Source organism: Mycobacterium sp. IS-1590 (genome assembly GCF_001500025.1).
Classification (GTDB): Bacteria; Actinomycetota; Actinomycetes; order Mycobacteriales; family Mycobacteriaceae; genus Mycobacterium.
Genome location: NZ_LQIW01000013.1, coordinates 64,093 through 87,152, shown reverse-complemented (window position 1 = coordinate 87,152; position 23,060 = coordinate 64,093). Strand labels below are relative to the sequence as shown.

Genomic DNA, 23,060 nt, shown 5'->3' with positions numbered 1-23,060 from the left:
GGCCGGCCTCCCACGCTTGCACAGATGCCAACTATGTCGCGAGACAGCTGCCCACTATGTCGTGAAATCAGACACTGTCCCCGCTACTAGGTGAAACGGCCCTCGGAAGAAACTCCGGGGGCCGTTTCCATTGGTTTGTCGAACCGGTCTGGAGTTCAATCCGCTCCACCGCTCAGCCGGTTTCTTCGGCCATCGCCTTGAGGCGCTTCAGTGTGAGCTTGATGTGTTCGGCGTTGGCAGTGTCGCGGTCGCGCACGCCGGTCGCCATCCCCGCGATGGTCCGGAACCACCCTGGCCGTCTGTCCCACGTGCGTTCGGTGACGGTGCAGCCGCTGTCGGTGGGCGTGATGTCGTAGCGCCAGTGGGCAACCGGGATGACCAAGCTCTTGACGTCGAAGGCAAACGTCCGGCCTGGCTCCGCGTGGGTCACGGTGCAGGTGGTGGTCCACTCCTTGCCGCGGTTGCTGTTGTGGCCCCGGAAGACGGCGCCTACAGCGACGCGGTCGCCCTTGTGCCACTCCATCCGGTCGGCTTCCTCAGCCAGCGACGCCAGCGTCGGAAGGTTGGTGATCAGCGCGTAGACCGCGGCCGGGTCGGCTGCGATGGACGTCGACGCTTCAGCAGAGGCAGGCCCGTGTTCACTCATGCCGCGATCGTAATCAGCGGTGCAGGGATCCCGGGCGGTGCTTCAGCGACGATCCTTGCCGCCGCCTCGCCCAGCACCGCAGACTGTTCTGAAGTTTCGCAACGAAGGAGTCCGCGATGGCGTTGGTGGTTGATCCGCTCGACGACATCGGGGTTATCCGGCTGTCCCGGTGGATCTTCAACTGCTACCTGATCTGTGGCGAAAACTCCTACGTCGTAGTCGATGCGGGGCTGCCCGGCAGCGCCGACGACGTCGCTGGTGCGCTGGTGGTCCACGAAGGCACCGTTGGCGCGGTCGCGGCCACCCACGGCCACAGCGACCACGTCGCCGGGGCGCCGCGACTGATCGCCGAGTACGGGGTGGCGCTGCATCTTCCCGAGGTCACTCTCGGCTACCTCGACGGCACGCAGAAGCCTCGGACCCCTGCGCTGAGCAAGGTCGCCCGGATCTGGCCCACGCTGATCAGTCAGCCGCTGGACCTGACCGGGCTGCGCGGCTTTGTCGACGGCGCCCGCATCGCGGGGTACGGCGGAGCCAAGGGGATGGTCGGCGCCGCCCTGGGCGGGGCTCAGCCGCTGGCCGACGGTCAGCCACTACCCGGTGCGACCAGTTGGGAGGTGCTGCACGTGCCCGGCCACACCGACGACTCGACCGCGTTCTGGCATGCCGACAGCCGGACCCTCATCTCCGGCGACGCGGTGCTCAGTGCGGGCGGGCACGCGTGTTTCACCCCGGAGACCGTCGACGAAGCCGCGGCGATACGCAGTGAGCAGCGGATGCGAGCGCTGCCCGTCGAGCACCTGCTACCGGGCCACGGTCTGCCGGTGCACCGCGCCGACGTGTGGGCCGATACGCGCTGAAAGATCCAGACTCGCACCAACGTCCGTCAACCAACCTGCGTCCCACGCCCTCTCGCCGACCGGTGAGCACGGAAATGCCGGTGTAGGTTCTGTCGAGGAGAAGCCGACGTCAGCGCCCGACGGACCACCATCGCGGCTTTTCGCCGTCATGGTGCGCTTCGACCCGATGGGAGACCCTGTGAGTGCGCAGTCGGGCGCGTCGCCGTTCGAAGACATTGTGTCGCTGCTGGACTATCCGATGTTCATCGTCACAACCCATGCCGATGACGAGCGGTCCGGTTGCCTGGTGGGCTTCGCGAGCCAGACGAGCATTAGTCCGCCGCGCTTTCTGGTCGGCTTGTCCCGGCGCAACCGGACTTTCCGGATAGCGCAGTCCGCCACGCACCTCGCGGTACATCTGGTCTCGCGCGAGCACCTTGAACTGGCGAAGTTGTTCGGCGGGGAAACCGGCGACCGCACCGACAAATTCGGTCGGTGCGCGTGGCACACCGGTCCCGAAGACATGCCGATTCTCGACGACGCCGCCGCGTGGTTCGTCGGCGAAGTGGTCCGTCGGTTCGACGTCGGAGACCACGTCGGTCATCTGCTCGAACCGGTAGCCGGTGCCCCGCCCCATGACCTCAACGAGTGGGTGACCTTTGCCGACGTGCGCGACATCGAGCCGGGGCACGAGGCGTGAGCGAAGAGCTTCCTCTGCGCGCGGTCTCCGGCCTCGACGAGCTGATCGACTACTACCGCGCCGCGCCCGTCGGGGTGCGCGCCAACATGATCTTCAGCGCCGACGGGGCGGCAGCGTTCGCCGGGCGGGTGCGGGCGCTGTCGGATCCGACCGACCAACGGCTGCTGGTCGCTTTACGCGGATTCGCCGATGTCGTCCTGGTCGGCGCCGCGACGGCGCGCGCCGAGAACTACGGCCCCGTAAAACCATCGGCTGCGGCCGGGAACACCGCCCGGATCGCCGTGGTGAGCCGATCCGGGCGACTGCCGGACTCGCTGCTCGCCGATCCCGCGCAACGTCCGATCCTGGTGACCAGCGCACGCGCGGTGTCCGAAAACAGTCTGGAGCGCGACGAGCGTTGGGAACTACTGGTCGCCGGCGCCGACACCGTGGACGTCGGAGCCATGGTCGTCGAGCTTCGTGAGCGTGGACTGGGTCGGGTCCTGTGCGAAGGCGGGCCCACCTTGCTCGACGAACTTGTGGGCGCGGACCTGGTCGACGAGATCTGCGTGACGTTGGCGCCCAAGCTCGCCGGCGCCCGCCTCCCGGGTGGGGGAGACAGTCCGCTTTCCGCGCCGACCGCGCTTCGGCTGGACCACGTCCTGAACCACCGGGACTATCTCTACCTGAAGTACTCCCGACGGTGAGGAAGCCCGTCTGACCCTCTGACCGGGCGGCCGCCGCTCGCAAACTGTCTTCGGTTAGCTTAGACGGAATTGACCTGACCGAAAATCGCTCGTTCGAGCGAGTAAGCAGTGCGAGGGTGTCCATGAAAACGTTGGCAGCGGCATTTGCCGAGCGGCTGACCAGCACCGACAACAGCCTCTATGTCTTCGGCGACGGGGCCTGGGCTCGCCACCCCTGGCCCGAGGTGCACGCCCGCTCGGAGAACGTCGCCGACTGGCTGCTCAACGAGGAGGTCGCCGCACTCGGCCTGGCCAACGAGCCCACCGTCGAACTCATCGCGGCCATCCTCGGCGCCTTCCAGGCCGGCGTCCCGGTGACGATCGCGCCCGGCCCCGTGCGAGGCGCCGACGCCGACAAGTGGGCGAAATCGACGGTAGCCCGGTTCGCGGGCATGGGCGTCACCCACGTGCTCAGCCGGGGACGGCAGCTGGAACAACTCGGCCTTGTCGACAGCGGCCCGACGGTCAAGGAATTGGATTCGGTTGCGCCACTGACCAGGTCGACGAACTTCCGGCGGCCCGACCGGGCGGCCAACGTCGCGATCCTGCAGGGCACGGCCGGTTCGACGGGTGTGCCGCGCGCCGTGCAGCTGTCGCCGGATGCGGTGTTTGCCAACCTCGACGGCCTGAACACGCGGATCGGGGTCGGAGCGGGCGACGTCGGCTGTTCCTGGCTGCCGCTGTATCACGACATGGGACTGAGCTTCGTGCTCGCCGGAGCGCTGGCCGGCATTGACGTGTGGCAGGCGCCGACCGCGGCGTTTCAGGCGTCGCCGTTTCGGTGGCTGAACTGGCTCACCGAGAGTCGGGCCACGATCACCGCCGCGCCGAACATGGCCTACGGCCTGATCGGGAAGTATTCGCGACGCGTCACGGACGTCGATCTTTCTGACCTGCGGTTCGCGCTCAACGGTGGCGAACCCGTCGATTGTGCGCTCACCGCGCGGTTCGCCGAGGAGATGGCCCGTTTCGGATTCTCCGCCGGCGCGCTCGCGCCCTCTTACGGCTTGGCCGAATCCACTTGTGCGGTCACGGTTCCCGAGCCAGGACGCGGACTGGTCGTCGACGACAATGGTCAGGCACTGCTCGGCGAACCCATACCCGGCATGTCGGTGCGCATAGAACCGCGCGACGACGACGAGGTCGGCGAGATACACATCCGCGGGACCTCGATGATGTCGGGATACCGCGGCGACGCACCGTTGAATCCCGACGATTGGTTCGCCACAGGCGATCTCGGCTACTTCGTCGACGGCAGCCTCGTGGTATGCGGTCGCGCCAAGGAACTCATCACCGTCGCCGGTCGTAACATCTTCCCCGCCGAGGTCGAGCGGGTGGCCGCGGGCGCGGCCGGTGTGCGCGAAGGCGCCGTCGTGGCCGTCGGGATGGGGGAGCGCTCGATCCGTCCCGGTGTCGCGATCGTCGCCGAGTTCCGAGGCCCCGACGAGGCGCGATCGCGCGCCGACCTCATCGAGCGCGTCGCATCCGAATGCGGTGTGGTGCCCACCGAGGTCGTCTTCGTCCGGCCGGGCACGCTGCCGCGGACCTCGTCGGGCAAGCTGCGCAGGCTCGAGGTCAAACGCGACCTGCTGCAACAGCAGTGAGCCCGCCGACCGCGTGACAGGATGACGCGCGTGGGTGAACGCGTCAGCTTCCCGAGTACCAGCGGACCGGCTCTCGCCGGCGTGATCGACCTGCCCGACAGCGAGGTTCGCGGGTGGGGCGTCTTTGCCCACGGGTTCACGCTCGGCAAGGACTCGCCGGCGGCCAGCCGGATCTGCAAGCAACTCGCCGCCGAGGGCATCGGCATGCTGCGGTTCGACAACCTCGGGCTCGGCGACTCCGAAGGCGACTGGGGCGACGGGTCGTTCTCGCACAAGGTCGCCGACACCGTGCGCGCCGTGGAGTTCCTGAACTCCGACGGCCGCGAGGTGCGCCTGCTGGTCGGGCATTCCTTCGGCGGCTCGGCCGTCATCGCGGCCGCCCACGACTGCCCGACCGTGAAGGCGGTCGCGACCGTCGCGGCCCCCTACGAGCCCGCGCACGTGGAGCGGATCTACGACGCGGTCGCCGAGCGCATCGAGGAAGAGGGGGAGGCGCAGTTCCGCATCGGCGGCAAGGCGCTGACGCTCAAGCGGCACTTCATCGAGGACGTCCGCAACGCCGACCTGCGCGAGCGCATCCACACCCTGCGCCGCGCGCTGCTGGTGATGCATTCGCCGACCGACAACACCGTCGGCATCGCCAACGCCAGCGAGATCTTCCAAGCCGCGCGTCACCCGCGCAGCTTCGTCTCACTCGAGGGCGCCGATCACCTGCTGACCGAAAAAGACCAGGCGGCGCGGGCGGCGCGCATCGTCAGCGCCTGGGCCGACCCGTACCTCTAGTCGGCGACGGCCTACCGGACGGCGACGACGACCTTGCCCTTCGCCGAGCGGTCCTCCAGCGCGGCGATCGCATCCGCGGCTTGCTCGAACGCAAACACCTGCGGTTGCGGCGCCGATACCTTGCCCGAGGCCAGCAGCGGCTCGAGCTCGGCCCACTGCTCGGCGAGGTAGTTGGGATGGGTGAAAGTCCAAGCGCCCCAACCTACTCCGACGGCATCGACGTTGTTGAGCAGCAGCCGGTTCACCTTGACCGTCGGGATCTCGCCGCCGGTGAACCCGACCACCAACAGTCGTCCACCCGGCGCCAGCGAGCGCAGCGAATCGGTGAACCGATCCCCGCCGACCGGGTCGACGACGATGTCGACGCCGCGGCCCTCGGTCAGCTCTTTCACCTTGTCCTTGAACCCGTCGACGGGCACGACGTCCGTCGCGCCGGCCGCCCTGGCCACCTCGGCCTTCTCCTCGGTGCTCACCACTGCGATCACCCGGGATGCGCCCCACGCCGGCGCCAACCGCAGCGTCGACGTTCCGATGCCGCCTGCCGCCCCGTGCACCAGCACGGTCTCGCCCTCGGCCAGCCGCCCGCGGGTGCGCAGCGCGTGGTGCATCGTGAGGTCGTTGAAGAGCAGCCCGGCGCCGGCCTCGAAGGAGACGTTGTCGGGCAGCTTGAAGACGCGTTCGGCGGGCAGGGCGACGACCTCGGCCATCGCGCCACACAGCATTGTCAGTGCCGCGACACGATCGCCCGCCTGAACATGTGCGTCGTCGGGTGCACTGCGCACCACGCCGGCGACCTCACCGCCGGGCGTGTAGGGCATTTCGGGCTTGTATTGATAGAGCCCGCGCGACTGCAGCACATCGGGAAACGCAACCCCGGCCGCGTGCACATCGATGACGACAGCGCCGTCGCCGGCCGGCTCGTCGATCTCGACGAGCTTGGCCGCTTGAGGTCCGTCGAGGCTGGCAATCTGAATCGCGCGCATGCCGCCATTTAACTCGACTCGAATGCTCCAGCCGCCCCCGCTGCGCCGATAGTCGCCAAAACCCGGCGGGGGGTGCCGCGGCAAGCGCACACTATTAGATAAGCTCACTTATCCGGCAGCGTTGCCGGGATCGAACGGAGCGCACATGACCAGTGGTCCCCGCGGTAGGTCGAGGGTCTCGGCCTTCGCCCCAGCGCAGTCCCTCCCGTCCGGGCGCGCAGTCGAGGTGCGTTCCAGGGACGGTATCCGCCTGCACGCCGAGGTTTTCGGCCGTGAGGACGGCTATCCGATCGTGCTGGCGCATGGCATCACGTGCGCGCTGCGGGTGTGGGCCCACCAGATCGCCGACCTGTCGCAGGACTACCGCGTGATCGCGTTCGACCACCGCGGCCACGGCCGCAGCGCGGTCCCGGTCCGCCGCGGGGCCTACAGCCTCGACCACCTGGCCGCCGACCTCGACTCCGTGCTGGAAGCGACGCTCGCCCCCGGTGAACGGGCGGTCATCGCAGGCCATTCGATGGGTGGCATCGCGATCACCTCCTGGGCCGAGCGCTACGCCGAACGGGTGACCGAACGCGCCGACGGCGTCGCCCTCGTCAACACCACCACCGGCGACCTGTTGCGCAACGTCAAGTTGCTGCCCGTGCCCGCGCCGCTGGCGAACGTTCGCGTGCGGACCGCGGGCACCTTCCTGAAGACGTTCGGCGCGACACCACTGCCGCGCGCCATCTACGGCCCGAATCAGCGCTTCGTGTCGATGCTGGCGGTGGGCCGCGACGCCGATCCCGCGATCGCCGCGTTCGTGCATGAACTGTTCGCGGCGACCTCGCCGGTCGGTCGCGGCGGCTGGGCCCGCACGCTCGTCGACCACCTCGGTCCCCGGCACATCGAGCTGCACAACCTGGTGGTGCCGACGCTGGTGATCGGCAGCCAGAAGGACCGGCTGCTGCCGCTGACGTCGTCCCGACGGATCGCCGAGGCGGCGCCCAATCTGAGCGAGTTCGTGGAGTTGGCCGGCGGTCACTGCGCCATCCTGGAACGCCCCGACGAGGTGAACAGGCACCTGCGTGGGCTGATCGAGTCGGTGACGGTGCAGCGCCGCGTCAGTTCCTGATCAGCTGCTCAACGCGCGGTGCACCTCGTCGGCCGCGCGCCTGCCGGAGCGCACCGCGCCGTCGAGGAAACCCGTCCAGGCGTCGGCGGTTTCGGTTCCCGCCCAGTAGATTCCGTCGATCGGCTTGCGTAGCCACGGACCGTATGTCGTCCACGAGCCTGGTGGCACGGCCGCCGTCGGCCCTCCCGGTGCGAAATCCTCTGCACCCCAGCAGTGGTCGAGATAGTCGATCGGGTCGAGCGCGGCATCGCCGAACAGCCCCGCGAAACCCGACAGCGCCCGCTCCCGGCGCTGCGCGGCCGGCAACGAGTCGAACGAGCGGGCATCGACGAAACCCAGCAGGATGCCGGGGCCGCCTTCGCTGCCCTCGCCGGAGGGGCTGACGTCGAACGTGATGAACACCGGGCCTTCGTCGGAAAGCGCTTCTCCCGAAAGTCCTTTGGAGCGCCAGAACGGCTTGTCGTAGGCGGCGTACGCCTTGCTGAGGTTGCCTTGCGGCCAGTGCTGCGCGAGCTTGCCGTACTCGGCGGGCAGCTCGGGTGAGAACTCGATCGCCTGGCGGTGTTCGGGGGGAATGGCGACGACAACGGCCTTGGTGCGCACCGCACCTCGATCCGATGTCACGGTGAGTGTGCCGTCGCTGTGGCGTTCGATGCTGCGCACCGCGGTGTCGAGTACGACGCGCGAGCCCAGATCCTCGGCCATCCGGATCGCGATCTGCTGGGTGCCGCCCGGGAAGCGGCTCTGCTGTGCGCCGCCTTCGACGTCGAGCATGCGGTCGAGCCCGCCCGCGGCCCGCACATAGCGCACGGCGTGCAGCATCGACACCGCGTCGGGCTCACAACCCCAGGTCACCCGCGACATGATCGCCATCAGGTCCCGTGTGCCGGCGCTCGCGTGCACCGACTTCAACCAGCCGTCGAGCGACAGGGAGTCCAAGGCGTGGGCGTGCGGGGCGGTCCACGGCGCCTCGACGGCCACCCGCCGACACGCACGCTCGAAGCGCCACTGAATGCGCGACACGTCGAGCAGTTCGATGATCGACAGCCGGGGAATCGTGCTGCGGTACGAGCGCACTCGGCCCCGCCACCGGATCAGGTTCTTACCACCGCTGAACGTGGGCACCGTCGCACAGCCCAATTCGGTTGCCAGTTCTCCGACGGCGTCCTGCGTGGGTCCGATGAAGGTGCCGCCGAGGTCGACGGGCACGCCAGCGATCGTCGCTGTGGACGACCGTCCGCCCACCCGGTCGCGCCCTTCGAGGACGACGACGTCGTAACCGCGCCGATCCAACTCGCGCGCCGTCGCCAAACCGGCGAATCCGGCGCCCACCACGACCGCGTCGGCACTGCCTTGCAACCCCACGCGATTAGGCTCTCACGGCGTGAAGGTCATGACAGCGTTGTTCGGCCCAACCGATGCGATCGAGCGGGCGCACCTGCTGCGTGACGCGGGTGCCAGCGGGGTGTTCACCTTCGAAGGACCGCACGACGTCTTCGCGCCGCTGACACTGGCGTCGACGGTGGGCGGCCTGGACCTGATGACCAACGTCGCCATTGCCTTTCCGCGCAACCCGATTCAGCTCGCCCACCAGGCCTACGACCACCAGGTGCTCGCCGAGGGCCGGTTCACGCTGGGCCTCGGAACACAGGTGCGCACGCAGGTCGAGAAGCGATACGGCGCGGCGTTCGACCGCCCGGTCGCGCGCATGAAGGAGATGGTCGGCGCGCTACGGGCGGTGTTCGCCGCATGGGAGAGCGGCGAACGTCTCGACTTTCGCGGCGAGTATTTCCGGCACACGCTGATGACCCCGACGTTCAACCCTGGCCCCAACCCGTACGGCCCTCCACCCATCTATCTCGGCGCGCTCGGCCCGAAGCTGACCCGCGCCACCGCGGCCGTCGCCGACGGCCTGCTGGTCATGCCGTTCGGTTCGAAGCGCTTCCTGCACGAGGCGACGATGCCCGAGGTGCGTGCCGGCCTGTCGGAGTCGGGGCGGTCCCTCGACGACTTCGCGCTGGTGCCCGAGATCATCGTGTCGGTCGGTACGCACGATGCGGCCCACGACGCCGCCCGCCGGTTGTTAGCGTTCTACGGCTCCACCCCGGCCTACCGCCCGGTCCTCGACGTGCACGGCTGGGGTGAGCTGCAGCCCGAGCTCAATGCGCTGTCCAAACAGGGACGGTGGCAGGAGATGGGCACCCTGATCGACGACGAGGTGCTGCACACCATCGCCGCGTGCGGCACCCCGGCCGAGATCGCCGCCCACATCCGCGACCGCGTGGCCGGGGTGTCCGACCGCGTCTGCCTCTACCAGCCCGGACCCATCGCCATCGATGCGTTGGCCGAGATCGTCGACGCGCTGGCAGCTTGACTCCTATGGTGGTACTCAGCGGGACCAAGGGAGGTTGCGGATGAGTGGCGATGGGCGCTTGCGCGAAGAGAACGACGACTATTCCGATGTGCTGATCATCGGGGCGGGCATCTCGGGGATCGGCGCGGCATACCGCCTGCAGGAGAAGAATCCGCACACGTCCTACACGGTGCTCGAGCGGCGGGCCCGCATCGGCGGCACCTGGGATCTGCACCGCTATCCGGGCATCCGCTCCGACAGTGACATCTTCACGTTGAGCTACCCGTTCGAGCCCTGGACCCGGCCGGAGAACGTGGCCGACGGCCCCGACATCCGTGACTATCTGGTTCAGACCGCGCGCAAGCACGGCATCGACGACCGCATCCGATTCAACACCCGTGTGCTCTCGGCCGACTGGGACTCGTCGACCGATACGTGGACCGTGCACACCGAACAGGACGGTGCGCCCAAGACGTACCGGAGTCGCTTCCTGTTCTTCGGGACCGGTTATTACAACTACGACGAGCCCTACCGTCCGGAGTTCCCCGGCCTCGACGAGTTCAGCGGCGACGTCGTACACCCGCAGCATTGGCCGGAATCGCTGGACTACACCGGCAAACGTCTCGTGGTCATCGGCAGCGGCGCGACGGCGGTGAGCATGATCCCGTCGCTGACGGAGAAGGCCGCCCATGTGACGATGCTGCAACGCTCGCCGACCTATATGCTGTCGGCGCCGCGGGTCAATCCCATCGTGCAGGCGCTGCGCAAGCTGCTGCCCGGCCGGGCGGGCTACTGGGGCGCGCGCATCTACAACACCATCTTCACGGTGTTCGTCTACGCGTTCGCCAAGGCAGCGCCCAAGCTCAGCAGGCGCTACATCCGCAGCTACGCCAAACGCAACCTGCCCAAGGGCTATCCGGTCGACGTGCACTTCAAGCCGCGGTACGACCCGTGGGATCAACGGTTGTGCGCGATACTGGACAACGACTTCTACGACGCGATCAGCACCGGTCGCCTCGATGTGGTGACCGACCAGATCGACCACATCGATCCGACGGGTGTGGTGCTGCGGTCTGGACAGCGCATCGACGCCGACGTGATTATCACCGCGACCGGGATTCAGTTGCAGGCGCTGGGCGGGGTTTTGATCAGCATCGACGGCGAGGAGGTCAAACCGCAGGACCGGTTCGTCTACAAGGAGCACATGCTCGAGGACGTACCCAACCTGGCCTGGTGCGTCGGCTATATCAATGCCTCGTGGACGTTGCGCGCCGACCTGACCGCTCGGGCGTTCGCAAAGCTGATCTCCTACATGGATTCTCACGGCTATACGCACGCGTACCCGCATCTCGGGGACAAGCCCATGGCGGAGAAGCCGGCGTGGAACATCAACGCCGGCTACGTACAACGCGCGGGGCATGTGCTGCCGAAGTCGGGCACGCACCGGCCGTGGAACGTCCGGCACAACTACGTGCTCGACGCGATCGACCACCGCCTCGACCGGATCGAGGAGTCGATGGTGTTCGGCCGCGCACCGGTGCGGGTGACGCCGGTCGCCTGATCGCGCGGCGATATCAAGCGCACCCGAATCGCTCAGTCGGCGACGGTGAGCCAGTCCTTGAAGCCCGACGGGTCATGGCGGCCCAGCGCACCGTGTTCGAACAGGCCCCAACCCTCGCGGGTCTTGCCGCCTTCCCTGCACTCGGCGCGTCCGACGTGGTCGATGACGCCGAACATGGCACGGCCGTTGACCGCCGGATCGGTCATGTCGTAGGTGAGGCGTTCGCTGAACTTCTCGCCCTTCCACACGCCGTGCAACCAGTCCGAGTCACCGCCGTACCCACCGCCGATGTGGATCGGTACCGCCAGCTTCGATTCGACCTCGAACACCACCGGTGAGCCGTCCGGGGTGGTCGCTTCGATGGTGGCGCCGTAGGGAATTCGGGTGCCCGAGGTGTAGTGGATCTTCACCCGCGGCCACCCGAGCTGTTCGACGCGGCCATCGCGCCAGATGCGGGTGCAGTCGTTGAGGCTGCGGAAACCGGTCGGATCCTCCTGGATGATCAGGCAGATCCCGAAGTCGTCGAACGCCATCGGCACGTACAGCCACCACATTCCCTCGAACGGGGGATCGGCGGGCCGGCCGGCCGGCTCGGCCTCGCCGATCGGGCGAATGCCCCACGACCGGTCGCGGCTGCCGATCCAGACGTCGGGGTCGACCGAGATGTCTTCACCGTCGATCGCGATCGTGCCGCTCCATGACCCGACTTGCGCGAATCGTTGGGCGTCCAACGTGATTCGGGTGCCCGTGCGTAGCACATGGCGCTGCTCCTGGATGGCGTGGAACAGGCCGTTCCAGGTCAGGTCGAGCGCGATGCCCTCGGTCTCCTCGAGCACGATGCGCAGCTTGTGCAGCGGTTCGGTGACCTCCACGCGGTAGCCGAGCACGTGCTGGTTGAGTCGGTCGGAGTCGATGCCGTCGGACAGATGCACGGCGGTCTGGTTGTCGCCCCTCCTGACCAACACGAACGCGTCCTTGACGCCGAGGTTCGGGTAGTACCCGATGCCGGTGATCACGAAGATGTCGCCAGTGCGGTCGTGGGCGTTGAAGTAGGAGCGGTCGTAGAAATTGCGGTCGGACGATCCCGGCCACGCGATCGGTTGGGGGATCTGGTGAATCGGGAATTCGTCGGTGGGACCGAGCATCAGGAGTCATCTCCAATGAGTCGTTTCAGCAGTGCGCCGTGATAGAACAGCGATTCGACGTCCTCGGGCTGTTCGATTTCGCCGAACCGCACCCGCCGCGCGCTGGTGCGCATGAACACGCACGCCCAGATCACGCCGGAATAGACGTAGAACCAGTGCAGGTCGCCGAGTTCGACCCCGGTCAGCGCGGCATAGGTGGTCTTGACGTCCTCCTCGCGCATGAAGTCGGGCAGCCCCGGCAATCCTGCAAGACCGGCCAGTTCCTGGAAGACGTTGTGCGCGAAGATCATCCACGCCGCGTCCATCTCGCGCGGCCCAAGTGTGGCCATCTCCCAGTCCAGGACGGCCACCGGTTGGTAGCCGGAGTACAGCACGTTGCCGACGCGCGAGTCCCCCCACACCAGGACGGGGTCGTTGTCCGCGGCGTCGGCGGGCCAGTTGGCTTCCAACCAGTCGAGGGCACGCTCGACCAGCGACGAACGGCCGATGTCGGGTACGGCGAATCGGTACCAGCCCTGCAGCCAATTGAGGTTGCGCCGCAACGCATTGCGATCGGAGCCGTCGTCGAGAAAACCGAACACCTTCTCGGGCTCCGGAATCGAATGCAGTTTGGCGATCACGCCGACGGTGGCGTCCTGCAGTTCGCGCCGCTGTTCGGCGGGGGAGTCGGCGAACCAGTTGCCGCCGAACGTGTACGGCATGACATCGGGCGGCACCCGGCCGTCGACGTAGTCCATCAGGAAGAACGGCGTACCGAGCACGTCGCCGCTGTTCTCCAGCCACCGCACCTGCGGCACCGGCACGTCGGTCTTCTCCTGCACCAACCGGATCACGTCGAACTGGTGGTCCATCCGGTAGGACGAGAAGACCGGCACGTCCTCGGTGGTGGGCGCCACCCGGGCCACCCACTTCTGCTCCTGCGGCTGCCCGTCGGCAGACCACCGTCCCGTCAGGATGATCGTCTCCGAGGACATTCCGTTGGCGTCGACGCCGCTTTCCACGGTGATCTCCGGCGCCGCCGCGTCCGGCAGGACGGTCGACAGCCACCGAGACATCACACCGGGGAGGGTGGACAGGTCGCGACTCGAATGTTCGAGGCGGCTGACGTCTTCGACAGCCGGTTCGTTGGCCACAGTCTCTTCTTTCGCCGGTAATTACGATACGGTGGGTAGCGTTATGAAACCAGACCCGTCATCGGTTGACAAGACCCCGGGTGCCGGGCGGCCCCGGGACCCACGCATCGACGCTGCCATATTGCGCGCGACGGCGGATCTCCTTGCAGAGATCGGATATTCGAATCTGACGATCGCCGCGGTGGCCGAGCGGGCGGGCACCACCAAGACCGCGCTGTATCGGCGGTGGTCGAGCAAGGCCGAACTGGTGCACGAAGCGGCGTTCCCCGCCGCGCCGACCGCGATCGCCACCCCGCCGGGGGATATCGCCGCCGACATCCGCGCCATGCTCACCGCCACCCGAGATGTGTTCGCCTCCCCGGTCGTGCGGGCGGCGTTGCCCGGTCTGATCGCCGACATGGTCGCCGACGACGAGCTCAACGTCCGCGTGATGGACCGGTTCACCGGTGTGTTCGCGGCGGTGCGCAACCGGGTGGCCGACGCGGTTCGGCGGGGCGAGGTCTATCCCGACGTCGATCCGGACCGGTTGGTGGAGGTGATCGGCGGGGCGACGCTGCTGCGGATGCTGCTGCGGCCGGGCGAGCCGCTCGGTGACGACTGGGTTGAGCAGACCACCGCCATCGTGGTGCACGGTGTGGTGGCATAGAGGGCGTGTTTGACGCATTCCCCTCCGACTGGCGCTCCGCGCTGGTGTTGGTGCCGCATCCCGACGATCCCGAATACGGATGCGCCGCGGCGGTGGCGAAGTGGACTTCCCAGGGCAGGAGGGTTCATTACGCACTGGCCAGTCGCGGCGAAGCCGGCATCGCGGGTATGGCGCTCGAACAGGCCGGCCCGCTGCGAGAGCACGAGCAGCTGCGCTCGGCCGCGGTCGTCGGCGTCGCCGACGTCCGGTTCTGGGAGTTCCCGGACGGCGCGATCCGCAACAGCCCCGAACTGCGGGCGAGAATCGTCGAGACGATCAGCGAACTCGAGCCGGACGTGGTGATCAGCATCTACGGCGGGCACGAGTGGTCGCCCGGCGCGCCCAACCAGCGCGACCACATGGAGTTCGCCGCGGCCGTCGTCGAGGCCTACGACAGCCTGCCCCATCCTCCGCGCTGGTTGTTCCAGAACGGCCCGGAGGCAACGCACGTCGAGGTGATCGACGACGGATGCTTCGAGCGTGCGGTCACGTCACTGGCCGAGCACAGGCTTTATCTGTCGGTGCTCGATCCGCACACCCCCATCACGGTCCACGCGCGCAAGCAGGTGGAGATGACGACGACCCCGCGGCCCGAGTTCGGCGGCAGTCGCACGGTCGAATTCATCCTGTTGCGCCAGCGCTAGCACTTCCTCCCCGCCAGCGCTAGCACTTCCTCCCCGCGCCAGCGTGCGTGTCTGCACACGACACGCCGCGAAAAATCGACACTGTGCGCACGCTCGACGCCCGCGAGCGTGCGCACACTGCCGCAGAGCGCCCGGCGTGTCGTCAGCAGACACGCACCGTCGCGGCACAGGAGGAGGTCGCGCGGCACGGGGGGAGGTCGCGCGGCGGCAGGGGGAGGTGGGGCCGTCAGCCGTCGATCTGGCGCTTGTTGCGCTCGGAGATCGCCTGGAATCGGTCGCCGAGGCCGGCGAAATCGCGGTGCTGGGCGTAGGCGATCTTCTCCTCGGCGGCCAGCGCGGGGTCGATCACCGCGGCCGCGCCCGTCGTGTAGATCTCCTTCAGGCCGAGCATGACCGGCGCCGGCACCTCGGCGATCTGCGCGGCCAACTCGACGGCGCGGTCGACCAGCCGGTCGTGGGCGACGACCTCGGTGACCAGACCGATGCGCTCGGCGCGCGCCGCGTCGACGACCTCACCGGTCATCGACAGTCGCCGGGCCATGGCCAGCCCGACCACCTGCGGAAGGCGCGCCGTCATGCCGCCGCCCGGCAGGATGCCGACCCGGGCGTGCGTGTCGGCGAACACGGCACGTTCGGAGGCGATCAGGAAATCGCAGCCGAGCGCCATCTCCAGCCCACCGGTGAAGGTCGCGCCGTTGATGGCGCCGACGATCGGGGTGCGCATGTTGCCCGTCGCGGCGATGCAACTCTGTGACCGGAACTCCTCGAAATAGCCCAGGCCGTCGCGTTGCGCCTCCTTGAGGTCGACCCCCGCGCAGAACGCGGGGTCTGTACCGGTGAGCACGACGGCGTTGACGGACTCGTCGGTGTCGGCCTCGGTCAGCGCGCTGTAGGTGGCCTTGATCAGTCTGCGGCTCAAGGCGTTTCGAGCTTCCGGCCGGTTGAGGGTCAGCACCCGCACGGGACCACGGTCGTCGACGAGTACCAGCGGTTCGGTCATGACCACTGAATCTAGCCTGTGGCCGGCTTATCGCCTACAGTATTTACGAAACGACACCGTAACGGAAAGAAGTGGCGATGAGTTCCGACGTTCTCGTGGTTGGGGCGGGGCCGTCGGGTTTGGCGGTCGCCTGCGGCCTGTTGATGCAGGGTGTCCCCGTCCGGGTCATCGACGCGGCGGCCGCGCCGGCCACCACGTCGCGCGCCAATTTTCTGCATGCCCGCGGCTCCGAGGTGCTCGACCGTCTCGGTGCGCTCGGTGACCTTCCCGACCGATCGGTGCGGGCGATGAGCATCCTGACCTACCTGGGCGGCAAGCCAATCATGCGCATCCGCTTCGGTGATCCCGGTATGGACACCGCCGCACCGCCGATGGTGATTTCCCAGGCGGCGGTCGAAGGGGCACTCCGAGACCGGCTCACCGCACTCGGCGGTGAGATCAGTTGGGGCGCAGAGCTTACCGATGTTCACCAGGATGACGGGACGGTCACCGCCGTCCTCGCCGGTGGGGACGACCTCACGGCCGGCTGGCTGATCGGCTGCGACGGCGCCAATAGCGCCACCCGCCGCGCCACAGGCATCGACTTTCCCGGAGTCCGGCTCACCGAACGCTTCCTGCTCGCCGACCTCCGCATCGACTGGGACCTCGACCGCTCGGGCACAACCGGCTGGCTACATCAGGACGGCATGCTCGGTGCGATGCCGATGCCCGGCGGTCTGTGGCGCATCATCGCCTACGATCCACACTCGGCGCCGGAAAAGGCTACGGGCGAAGAGATTCTCGGACGATTGAATCGAATCATTCCGCAGCGAACCGGCCGTTTGGCACCGATCGAGCACGCGGAGTGGCTGTCGATGTTCAGCGTGCATCGTCGATTGGCGACGACGTACCGGCGTGGCCGGGTGCTCATCGCAGGCGATGCGGCGCACACCCACGCGCCGTTCGGTGGACAAGGAATGTTGACGGGCCTCGGGGACGCCGAGAACCTGGCCTGGAAACTGGCACTCGTCACGGCAGGCATCGCCGACGAGAGACTGCTCGACACATACGAGGCTGAACGACGCCCGTTGGCCACCGAAGTGCTGCGCAATACGAGCGCAGTCACCAAAGTCAATGTGGCACAGAGCAGAATTGGCCGCTTCGTACGCGATCGCGTCGTTGTCCCGGTGATGAACCTACCCGCGGTGCAGCGGTGGGTGACCTACCGGACATCGCAGTTGTGGGTGACATATCGCCGGGGTCCGCTGGCGGATCGATCGTTGCGGTTCTCGGGGCTGCGTCCGGGGGACCGGGTGCCCGGCGTGTCGGGCCATGAACTGCGCGGGCGGTGGGGACTGCTCGGCGCGGACGAACTGAGGGGAAGCGCGACCGAACACCTCGGCGAGGGTCGGATCGCCGTCATCGATCGGCGCATCGACGGCGATGCGATGCTGGTGCGCCCGGACGGCCACCTCGCCTGGCGGGGACGACGTCCGGAGGGGTTGCGCCGGTGGTTGAGCCGTGCGCTGGCGACCGGCAGCGTGCGGTGACCGCTCCGAGTCGAGGGCGGCCACGCAGCAGGCACCTCGACACCGCAATCTTGCAGGCGGCGCTCGACGTCTTCATCGAACGCGGGATCGCCGGTATGAGCATCGAGCAGGTGGCCAAGAGCGCGGGCGTCGGCAAACCCACGATCTACCGCCGGTGGCAGGGAAAGGAGCAGCTCGTCGCGGATGCGATCGAGGCCCACGTGAGCGCTGATATACAGTGGCCCACCCGCGAGGAGATCGCCACCGGCAAGGTCCATGATTTGGTGCGGCACAACATAGCCGGAGCCGCTCGCACGGCGACCGATCCTCGCTTTCGCGCATTGATTGCGCAGATCTACGGCTCCGCCGTCACGCATCCGGAGCTGCTGCAGACGTACTGGGATCGCTACATCCAGCCCCGCCGCGACCTGGTCTTCGCAATGTTCGAGCGCGCGCAGCGCGAGGGCGCGGTCGACGAGGGCGCCGACCTCGACGTCCTCGTCGACATGCTGGCCGGTGCCGTGACTTACCGCGTGTTGCAACCCAATCCGCCGACCAGCAGGCAGATGCGACGCTACCTCGAAGCCGCCTACCGACAGGTGGGCCTGCTGCCCCGCGGCTAACGCAGGAACTGGTCGGCGTTGTTGGCCAGATCGAGAATAGGCTGCGGCAGCGCGCCCAGTGCGAACGTCACCGCCGCGGTGACCGTCACGACCGTCGTGCTGAGTGCGCTCGGCACCACCACCGTCGGCGCGTTCTCGGGTGGCTCGGTGAAGAACATCAACACGATCACGCGCACGTAGAAGTACGCGGCGATCGCGCTCGCGAGCACGCCGACCACCACCAACGGCATCGCCCCACCCTCGCCGGCGGCCTTGAATACCGCGAACTTGGCCACGAAGCCACTGGTTAGCGGGATTCCGGCGAATGCGAGCAGGAAGAGCGAAAACACCACGCCCACAATGGGGTAGCGCCGTCCGAGCCCGGCCCAGCGGACCATCGCGGTATCCTCCTCGCCGGCCCCGTCCCGCACAAGGCCGACCACGGCGAAGGCCCCCACGCTGCTGAAGCCATACGCGAACAGATAGAACAGCGTCGACGAGAGTCCCGCCTCATTCGCCGCGATCACACCGGTGAGGATGAAACCGGTGTGCGAAACCGCCGAATACGCCAGCATCCGTTTGACGTCGGCCTGGGTCACCGCCGCCACGGTGCCTACCACCATCGTCAGGATCGCGATCGCCCACAGCACCGGCCGCCAGTCGTCGCGCAGTTCAGGCAGCGCCACGTAGAACACACGCAGCAGCGCACCGAAGGCCGCGATCTTCGTCGCCGCGGACATGAACGCCGTGACCGGAGTCGGCGCACCTTGATACACGTCGGGTACCCAGCTGTGGAACGGCACGGCACCGACTTTGAACAACACGCCGACCAATACCAGTCCGGTACCGATCAGCGCCAGCGATGTCTTCCCCGACCCGGCGGCCACAGCCTCAGAGATACCGACCAGATCGAGCGTCCCGGCGTATCCGTACAGCATGGCCACGCCGTAGAGGAAGAACGCCGACGAGAACGCCCCCAGCAGAAAGTATTTCAGCGCGGCCTCTTGGGACAGCAGTCGACGCCTGCGAGCCAGACCGCACAACAGGTACAGCGGCAGCGACAGGATCTCCAGGGCGATGAACATCGTCAGCAGATCGTCGGATGCGGGGAACAGCAGCATCCCGCCGATGGCGAACATCGTCAGCGGGAAGACCTCGGTCTGGATCACCCCGGCCTTGATCGCCAGCTGTTCGGCGACGCTGCCGGGCACGGCCGACGCCTGCGGGGTGAATCCGTCCAGGCCCCGGCGACCACCGTCGGCGACCTCGGCACCGACCTGTCGCTCGGCGATCAGCAGGACGCCGAGCACCCCGACCAGCAGGATGGTGCCCTGTAAGAACAGAGCCGGGGTGTCGATGACGACCGCACCCATCACGGCCGAGCGGCCGATGCTGCCGTGCAGGTCACGTACGAGCACCACCACGGCGACCAGGGCGGCCGCCAGACCGCCGAAGCAGAGCACCAGCTGGCTCGCGTACCGGTGCTGCCGCGGAAGGAACGCCTCCACGAGGAGCCCCGCGATGGCGACCCCGAACACGATCAGCATCGGGCAGACCAGACCGTATTCGACGGTCGGCGGGGTGAGGGTCATGGTCTCGGCCCTTCCGCGACTCTGGGTACGGGATCAGGTTGGTCGATGGTCGTCAAGGTGTGCTCGACCGCGGGATTGATGACATCGAGTGCGGGTTTGGGATACACCCCGAGCACGACCAGCAGGGCGATCAACGGTGCGACGACGACGAGTTCGCGTGGGACCAGGTCGCGCACCCGCTCGTTGCCCTCGGTGACGGCCCCGGTCATCATCCGCTGGTACATCCACAGGATGTAGATCGCCGACAACACCAGCGCAGTGGCCGCGAACACCGCCAGTACCGGGTAACGCGTGAATGTACCGATGAGCACCAGGAATTCGCTGATGAACGGCGCCAGCCCCGGCAGCGACAGCGTCGCCAGCCCGGCGACCAGGAACGTGCCCGCCATGACCGGCGCCACCTTCTGAACACCTCCGAACGCCCGGATCAGTCGGGTGCCCCTGCGCGACACCAAGAATCCGGCGATCAGGAACAGGGCGGCCGTCGACAGTCCGTGGTTGATCATGTACAGCGTCGAGCCGGACTGGCCCTGGCTGGTCATCACGAAGATGCCCAGGATGATGAACCCGAAGTGGGAGATCGACGTATAGGCGATCAACCGCATGACGTCGGTCTGGCCGATCGCGAGGATCGCGCCGTAGACGATGCCGATCACCGCCAGCGTGACCACCAGCGGCTGGAAATACGTTGACGCGTCGGGGAACAACTGCAGGCAGTACCGCAGCATCCCGAAGGTCCCGACCTTGTCCATGACCGCCATCATCAGCACCGCACTGGCGGGGGTGGCTTGGACGGCGGCATCGGGCAGCCACCGGTGGAACGGCCACAGCGGCGCCTTGACGGCGAACGCGAACATGAAGCCCAGAAACAGCAGGTTCATCACGGCGGGGTCGACGGCGAACTCGCCGCTGGACACCGCGCTGACGATCTCGCGGAAGTCGAACGTGCCCGCGGCGAACGCGTCGCTCGTGGCGGTCACCACGTACAACCCGATCACCGCGGCCAGCATGATCAGACCGCCGAACAGGTTGTACAGCAGGAACTTCACTGCAGCCTTGCCCCGGTTCTCGCCGCCGAAGCCGCCGATGAGGAAGTACATCGGGATCAGCATCGCTTCGAAGAACACGTAGAACAGCAAGATGTCCAGCGACATCAGCGACACGAGGACCATGCCCTCGACGGCCAGCGTCAGCGCAAGATAGGTCTGCACCGACCGTCCGCGCAGGCCGGTCTGGGCGTCGGCGTCATTCCAGCCCGCGATGATCAGCAGCGGCACCAGAACCGCGGTGAGCACGATGATCGCCAGTGCGATGCCGTCGACGCCGAGGATGTAGCCGGTGCCGAATGACGGTATCCACCGGTGGGATTCGACGAACTGGTACCGCTCGCCACCGGGTTGGAAGCCGACCGCCACGACCGCGGTGATCGCCAGGACCGCGATCGAGACGGCCAACGCGAACCACTTGGCCAGCACCCGCTGGGCGGCAGGCAGGAGGATCGTCAGCGCGGCGCCGACAGTCGGCGTCGCCCACAGCACCGTGAGCCAGGGGATGTTGTTCACCAGAGTTGCACCGCCAGGATCGCCGCGACCACCAGAACCGCACCTGAAAGCATCGAAAGGGCATACGAGCGGGCGTATCCCGTCTGCAGCCGCCGCAGTCCCGTCGACATGCGGCTGACCAGTCCGGCCAACCCGGTGGCCGCGCCGTCGATCGCCTCCTCGTCGATCTCGACGAGCCCGCGGGTCAGCAGCTGGCCGGGACGCATCAGCGCCGCTTCGTTGAACGCATCGCCGTACAGATCCCTGCGCGCCGCGACGGTGAGCGCCGAACCGTCCGGGACTTCCTCTGGCACAGGCTTGGTCCCGTACATGCGGTAAGCGATGAGGATGCCCACCGCGACGACGGCCAGGATCACCGTCGTGACGACCCAAACGGGCGCGACGTGGTGCACCTCGTGCGCCCCGACCACCGGTTCGAGCCAGTGCTCCAACGTGCCGCCGATCGCGAACGCCGCCCCGGAGCCCACGGAGCCGATGGCCAACAGGATCATCGGCCAGGTCATCACCGCGGGTGCTTCGTGTGGATGCGCCTCTGAGGCCCAACGCTTCTCACCGAAGAATGTCATCAACATCACCCTGGTCATGTAGAACGCGGTGATGCCGGCACCCAGGATCGTCACGCCGCCCAGGATCAGGCCTTTGACGCCGCCCGCGCCGAGCGCCGCTTCGATGATCCCGTCCTTGGAGAAGAATCCGGCCAGCGGCGGCACCCCGATGATGGCGAGGTAGCCGAGGCCGAAGGTGACGAACGTGATCGGCAACGCTTTACGCAGGCCGCCGTACCGCCGCATGTTCACTTCGTCGTCCATCGCGTGCATCACCGAACCGGCGCCCAGGAACAGGCCGGCCTTGAAGAAGCCGTGGGTGAGCAGGTGCATGATCGCGAACGCGTATCCGACCGGACCGAGTCCGGCCGCCAGCACCATGTACCCGATCTGCGACATCGTCGATGCCGCAAGCGCTTTCTTGATGTCGTCCTTGGCGCAGCCGATGATCGCGCCGAACAGCAGGGTGACGGCGCCGACGATGACGACACCCAGCTGTGCGGTGGGCGCGAGGTCGAACACCGGTCCGGAGCGCACGATGAGGTACACGCCCGCGGTCACCATGGTGGCGGCGTGGATCAAGGCCGACACCGGGGTCGGACCCTCCATCGCGTCGCCCAGCCAGGACTGCAGCGGAACCTGCGCCGACTTACCGCACGCGGCGAGCAGCAGCAGCAGCCCGATCGCGGTCAGCACGCCCTCGCCGGCGCTCGGCGCGGCGGCGAAGACGCCCGCATAGGAGATCGACCCGATGTAGGCGAACATCACCATCATCGCGATGGCCAGGCCCATGTCGCCGACGCGGTTGACGACGAACGCCTTCTTGGCCGCTGTGGCGGCCGACGGCTTGTGCGCCCAGAAACCGATCAGCAGGTAGGACGCCAGACCGACACCCTCCCAGCCGACGTAGAGACCGAGGTAGTTGTCGGCCAGCACGAGGAGCAGCATCGCCGACAGGAACAGGTTCAGGTACGCGAAAAACCGCCGCCGCCCGGGATCTTCGGCCATGTAGCCGATCGAGTAGATGTGGATCAGCGAGCCGACACCGGTGATCAGCAACACGAAACACATCGAAAGCGCGTCGAGTTGCATTCCGAAGTCCACCTGCAGCCCGCCCACCGGAACCCAGGAGAACAACGCCTCGTGAATCGTGCGGTGTTCGGCGTCGCGGCCCAGCATGTCGACGAAGAGCACGACCCCGACGACGAACGACGCGATGGCCGCCGCGCAGCCCAACAGGTGGCCCCAGGCGTCGGTCCGCCGGCCCCCGAGGAGCAGGATCGCCGCGCCGGCCAGCGGCAGCGCGATGGTCAGCCAGACAGGAATCGTCATCGTG

21 protein-coding genes are annotated in these 23,060 nt (G+C 67.5%); 12 read left to right on the top strand and 9 right to left on the bottom strand.

Features of this window, described 5'->3' with window-relative positions; genetic code table 11:
* Positions 1-172: 172 nt before the first annotated feature.
* Positions 173-646 (bottom strand): SRPBCC family protein, encoded by a 474-nt coding sequence (locus tag AU197_RS12260; RefSeq protein WP_064402971.1) that lies wholly within the window; start codon positions 644-646, stop codon positions 173-175.
* 116 nt (positions 647-762) lie between these two features.
* Between AU197_RS12260 and AU197_RS12255 the strand changes: the two genes are divergently transcribed.
* The 5 genes from AU197_RS12255 (at position 763) to AU197_RS12235 (ending at position 5,297) form a co-directional block, all read left to right on the top strand.
* Positions 763-1,506: an MBL fold metallo-hydrolase gene (locus AU197_RS12255; RefSeq protein WP_064402970.1), complete on the top strand. Its 744-nt coding sequence runs from the start codon at positions 763-765 to the stop codon at positions 1,504-1,506.
* Positions 1,507-1,672: 166 nt separating this feature from the next.
* Positions 1,673-2,185 carry a flavin reductase family protein gene (locus tag AU197_RS12250; RefSeq protein WP_064402981.1) on the top strand — a complete coding sequence of 171 codons (513 nt, stop codon included), beginning with the start codon at positions 1,673-1,675 and terminating at the stop codon, positions 2,183-2,185.
* Positions 2,182-2,871: a pyrimidine reductase family protein gene (locus AU197_RS12245; protein ID WP_064402969.1), complete on the top strand. Its 690-nt coding sequence runs from the start codon at positions 2,182-2,184 to the stop codon at positions 2,869-2,871. Before AU197_RS12250 ends, AU197_RS12245 begins: the two co-directional genes overlap by 4 nt.
* A gap of 122 nt (positions 2,872-2,993) precedes the next feature.
* Positions 2,994-4,514, top strand: a complete 1,521-nt coding sequence (mbtM, locus tag AU197_RS12240) for a long-chain-fatty acid--ACP ligase MbtM (RefSeq protein WP_064402968.1) — start codon at positions 2,994-2,996, stop codon at positions 4,512-4,514.
* A 30-nt stretch (positions 4,515-4,544) separates the two neighbouring features.
* Complete coding sequence (locus AU197_RS12235) at positions 4,545-5,297, top strand: alpha/beta hydrolase family protein (RefSeq protein ID WP_064402980.1); 753 nt, start codon at positions 4,545-4,547, stop codon at positions 5,295-5,297.
* An 11-nt stretch (positions 5,298-5,308) separates the two neighbouring features.
* Here AU197_RS12235 and AU197_RS12230 read toward each other — a convergent pair whose 3' ends face one another.
* On the bottom strand, positions 5,309-6,280 hold the full coding sequence (locus AU197_RS12230; protein WP_064402967.1) for an NADPH:quinone oxidoreductase family protein: 972 nt from the start codon (positions 6,278-6,280) through the stop codon (positions 5,309-5,311).
* A 145-nt stretch (positions 6,281-6,425) separates the two neighbouring features.
* Here AU197_RS12230 and AU197_RS12225 point away from each other — a divergent pair, with 145 nt between their 5' ends.
* The gene (locus tag AU197_RS12225) at positions 6,426-7,394 is read left to right on the top strand and encodes an alpha/beta fold hydrolase (protein WP_064402966.1); all 969 of its coding nucleotides are present in this window, start codon (positions 6,426-6,428) and stop codon (positions 7,392-7,394) included.
* Here AU197_RS12225 and AU197_RS12220 read toward each other — a convergent pair whose 3' ends face one another.
* The gene (locus tag AU197_RS12220; RefSeq protein WP_064402965.1) at positions 7,395-8,759 is read right to left on the bottom strand and encodes a flavin monoamine oxidase family protein; all 1,365 of its coding nucleotides are present in this window, start codon (positions 8,757-8,759) and stop codon (positions 7,395-7,397) included.
* 28 nt (positions 8,760-8,787) lie between these two features.
* Here AU197_RS12220 and AU197_RS12215 point away from each other — a divergent pair, with 28 nt between their 5' ends.
* Complete coding sequence (locus AU197_RS12215) at positions 8,788-9,768, top strand: TIGR03617 family F420-dependent LLM class oxidoreductase (RefSeq protein ID WP_197415525.1); 981 nt, start codon at positions 8,788-8,790, stop codon at positions 9,766-9,768.
* Between the two features lie 40 nt (positions 9,769-9,808).
* Positions 9,809-11,308, top strand: a complete 1,500-nt coding sequence (locus tag AU197_RS12210; protein WP_064402963.1) for a flavin-containing monooxygenase — start codon at positions 9,809-9,811, stop codon at positions 11,306-11,308.
* A 32-nt stretch (positions 11,309-11,340) separates the two neighbouring features.
* On the opposite strand, the gene AU197_RS12205 is transcribed toward AU197_RS12210, so the two are convergent.
* Both AU197_RS12205 and AU197_RS12200 read right to left on the bottom strand, forming a co-directional pair.
* Complete coding sequence (locus AU197_RS12205) at positions 11,341-12,453, bottom strand: Rv3169 family protein (RefSeq protein WP_064402962.1); 1,113 nt, start codon at positions 12,451-12,453, stop codon at positions 11,341-11,343.
* The gene (locus AU197_RS12200) at positions 12,453-13,586 is read right to left on the bottom strand and encodes a phosphotransferase family protein (RefSeq protein ID WP_064402961.1); all 1,134 of its coding nucleotides are present in this window, start codon (positions 13,584-13,586) and stop codon (positions 12,453-12,455) included. Before AU197_RS12200 ends, AU197_RS12205 begins: the two co-directional genes overlap by 1 nt.
* A 43-nt stretch (positions 13,587-13,629) precedes the next feature.
* On the opposite strand from AU197_RS12200, the gene AU197_RS12195 reads away from it, so the two are divergent.
* Positions 13,630-14,232, top strand: a complete 603-nt coding sequence (locus tag AU197_RS12195) for a TetR/AcrR family transcriptional regulator (protein WP_064402960.1) — start codon at positions 13,630-13,632, stop codon at positions 14,230-14,232.
* A gap of 5 nt (positions 14,233-14,237) precedes the next feature.
* Positions 14,238-14,915, top strand: coding sequence for a PIG-L deacetylase family protein (locus tag AU197_RS12190; RefSeq protein ID WP_064402959.1), 678 nt, complete (start codon positions 14,238-14,240; stop codon positions 14,913-14,915).
* A gap of 226 nt (positions 14,916-15,141) precedes the next feature.
* On the opposite strand, the gene AU197_RS12185 is transcribed toward AU197_RS12190, so the two are convergent.
* A complete protein-coding gene (locus AU197_RS12185) occupies positions 15,142-15,915 on the bottom strand; it encodes an enoyl-CoA hydratase (RefSeq protein ID WP_064402958.1) in 774 nt (257 codons plus the stop codon).
* 77 nt (positions 15,916-15,992) lie between these two features.
* Here AU197_RS12185 and AU197_RS12180 point away from each other — a divergent pair, with 77 nt between their 5' ends.
* Both AU197_RS12180 and AU197_RS12175 read left to right on the top strand, forming a co-directional pair.
* On the top strand, positions 15,993-17,444 hold the full coding sequence (locus AU197_RS12180; protein WP_064402979.1) for an FAD-dependent monooxygenase: 1,452 nt from the start codon (positions 15,993-15,995) through the stop codon (positions 17,442-17,444).
* Positions 17,441-18,046, top strand: a complete 606-nt coding sequence (locus AU197_RS12175; protein ID WP_064402957.1) for a TetR/AcrR family transcriptional regulator — start codon at positions 17,441-17,443, stop codon at positions 18,044-18,046. Before AU197_RS12180 ends, AU197_RS12175 begins: the two co-directional genes overlap by 4 nt.
* Here the strand turns inward: AU197_RS12175 and nuoN are convergent.
* The 3 genes from nuoN to nuoL are packed head-to-tail and all read right to left on the bottom strand — an operon-like array spanning position 18,043 to position 23,056.
* Positions 18,043-19,617, bottom strand: coding sequence for an NADH-quinone oxidoreductase subunit NuoN (nuoN, locus tag AU197_RS12170; protein ID WP_064402956.1), 1,575 nt, complete (start codon positions 19,615-19,617; stop codon positions 18,043-18,045). The genes AU197_RS12175 and nuoN overlap by 4 nt on opposite strands.
* Positions 19,614-21,182: an NADH-quinone oxidoreductase subunit M gene (locus AU197_RS12165; protein WP_064402978.1), complete on the bottom strand. Its 1,569-nt coding sequence runs from the start codon at positions 21,180-21,182 to the stop codon at positions 19,614-19,616. Before AU197_RS12165 ends, nuoN begins: the two co-directional genes overlap by 4 nt.
* Positions 21,176-23,056 carry an NADH-quinone oxidoreductase subunit L gene (nuoL, locus tag AU197_RS12160; RefSeq protein ID WP_064402955.1) on the bottom strand — a complete coding sequence of 627 codons (1,881 nt, stop codon included), beginning with the start codon at positions 23,054-23,056 and terminating at the stop codon, positions 21,176-21,178. The genes AU197_RS12165 and nuoL overlap by 7 nt, the downstream gene beginning before the upstream one ends.
* Between the last annotated feature and the right edge of the window lie 4 nt (positions 23,057-23,060).

Coding starts and splice junctions, on each gene's coding strand:
- mbtM (WP_064402968.1), top strand. CDS start 2,994: ATGAAAACGTTGGCAGCGGCATTTGCCGAGCGGCTGACCAGCACCGAC.
- AU197_RS12195 (WP_064402960.1), top strand. CDS start 13,630: ATGAAACCAGACCCGTCATCGGTTGACAAGACCCCGGGTGCCGGGCGG.
- AU197_RS12260 (WP_064402971.1), bottom strand. CDS start 646: ATGAGTGAACACGGGCCTGCCTCTGCTGAAGCGTCGACGTCCATCGCA.
- AU197_RS12255 (WP_064402970.1), top strand. CDS start 763: ATGGCGTTGGTGGTTGATCCGCTCGACGACATCGGGGTTATCCGGCTG.
- AU197_RS12185 (WP_064402958.1), bottom strand. CDS start 15,915: ATGACCGAACCGCTGGTACTCGTCGACGACCGTGGTCCCGTGCGGGTG.
- AU197_RS12230 (WP_064402967.1), bottom strand. CDS start 6,280: ATGCGCGCGATTCAGATTGCCAGCCTCGACGGACCTCAAGCGGCCAAG.
- nuoL (WP_064402955.1), bottom strand. CDS start 23,056: ATGACGATTCCTGTCTGGCTGACCATCGCGCTGCCGCTGGCCGGCGCG.
- AU197_RS12215 (WP_197415525.1), top strand. CDS start 8,788: ATGACAGCGTTGTTCGGCCCAACCGATGCGATCGAGCGGGCGCACCTG.
- AU197_RS12210 (WP_064402963.1), top strand. CDS start 9,809: ATGAGTGGCGATGGGCGCTTGCGCGAAGAGAACGACGACTATTCCGAT.
- nuoN (WP_064402956.1), bottom strand. CDS start 19,617: ATGACCCTCACCCCGCCGACCGTCGAATACGGTCTGGTCTGCCCGATG.
- AU197_RS12180 (WP_064402979.1), top strand. CDS start 15,993: ATGAGTTCCGACGTTCTCGTGGTTGGGGCGGGGCCGTCGGGTTTGGCG.
- AU197_RS12205 (WP_064402962.1), bottom strand. CDS start 12,453: ATGCTCGGTCCCACCGACGAATTCCCGATTCACCAGATCCCCCAACCG.
- AU197_RS12250 (WP_064402981.1), top strand. CDS start 1,673: ATGGGAGACCCTGTGAGTGCGCAGTCGGGCGCGTCGCCGTTCGAAGAC.
- AU197_RS12225 (WP_064402966.1), top strand. CDS start 6,426: ATGACCAGTGGTCCCCGCGGTAGGTCGAGGGTCTCGGCCTTCGCCCCA.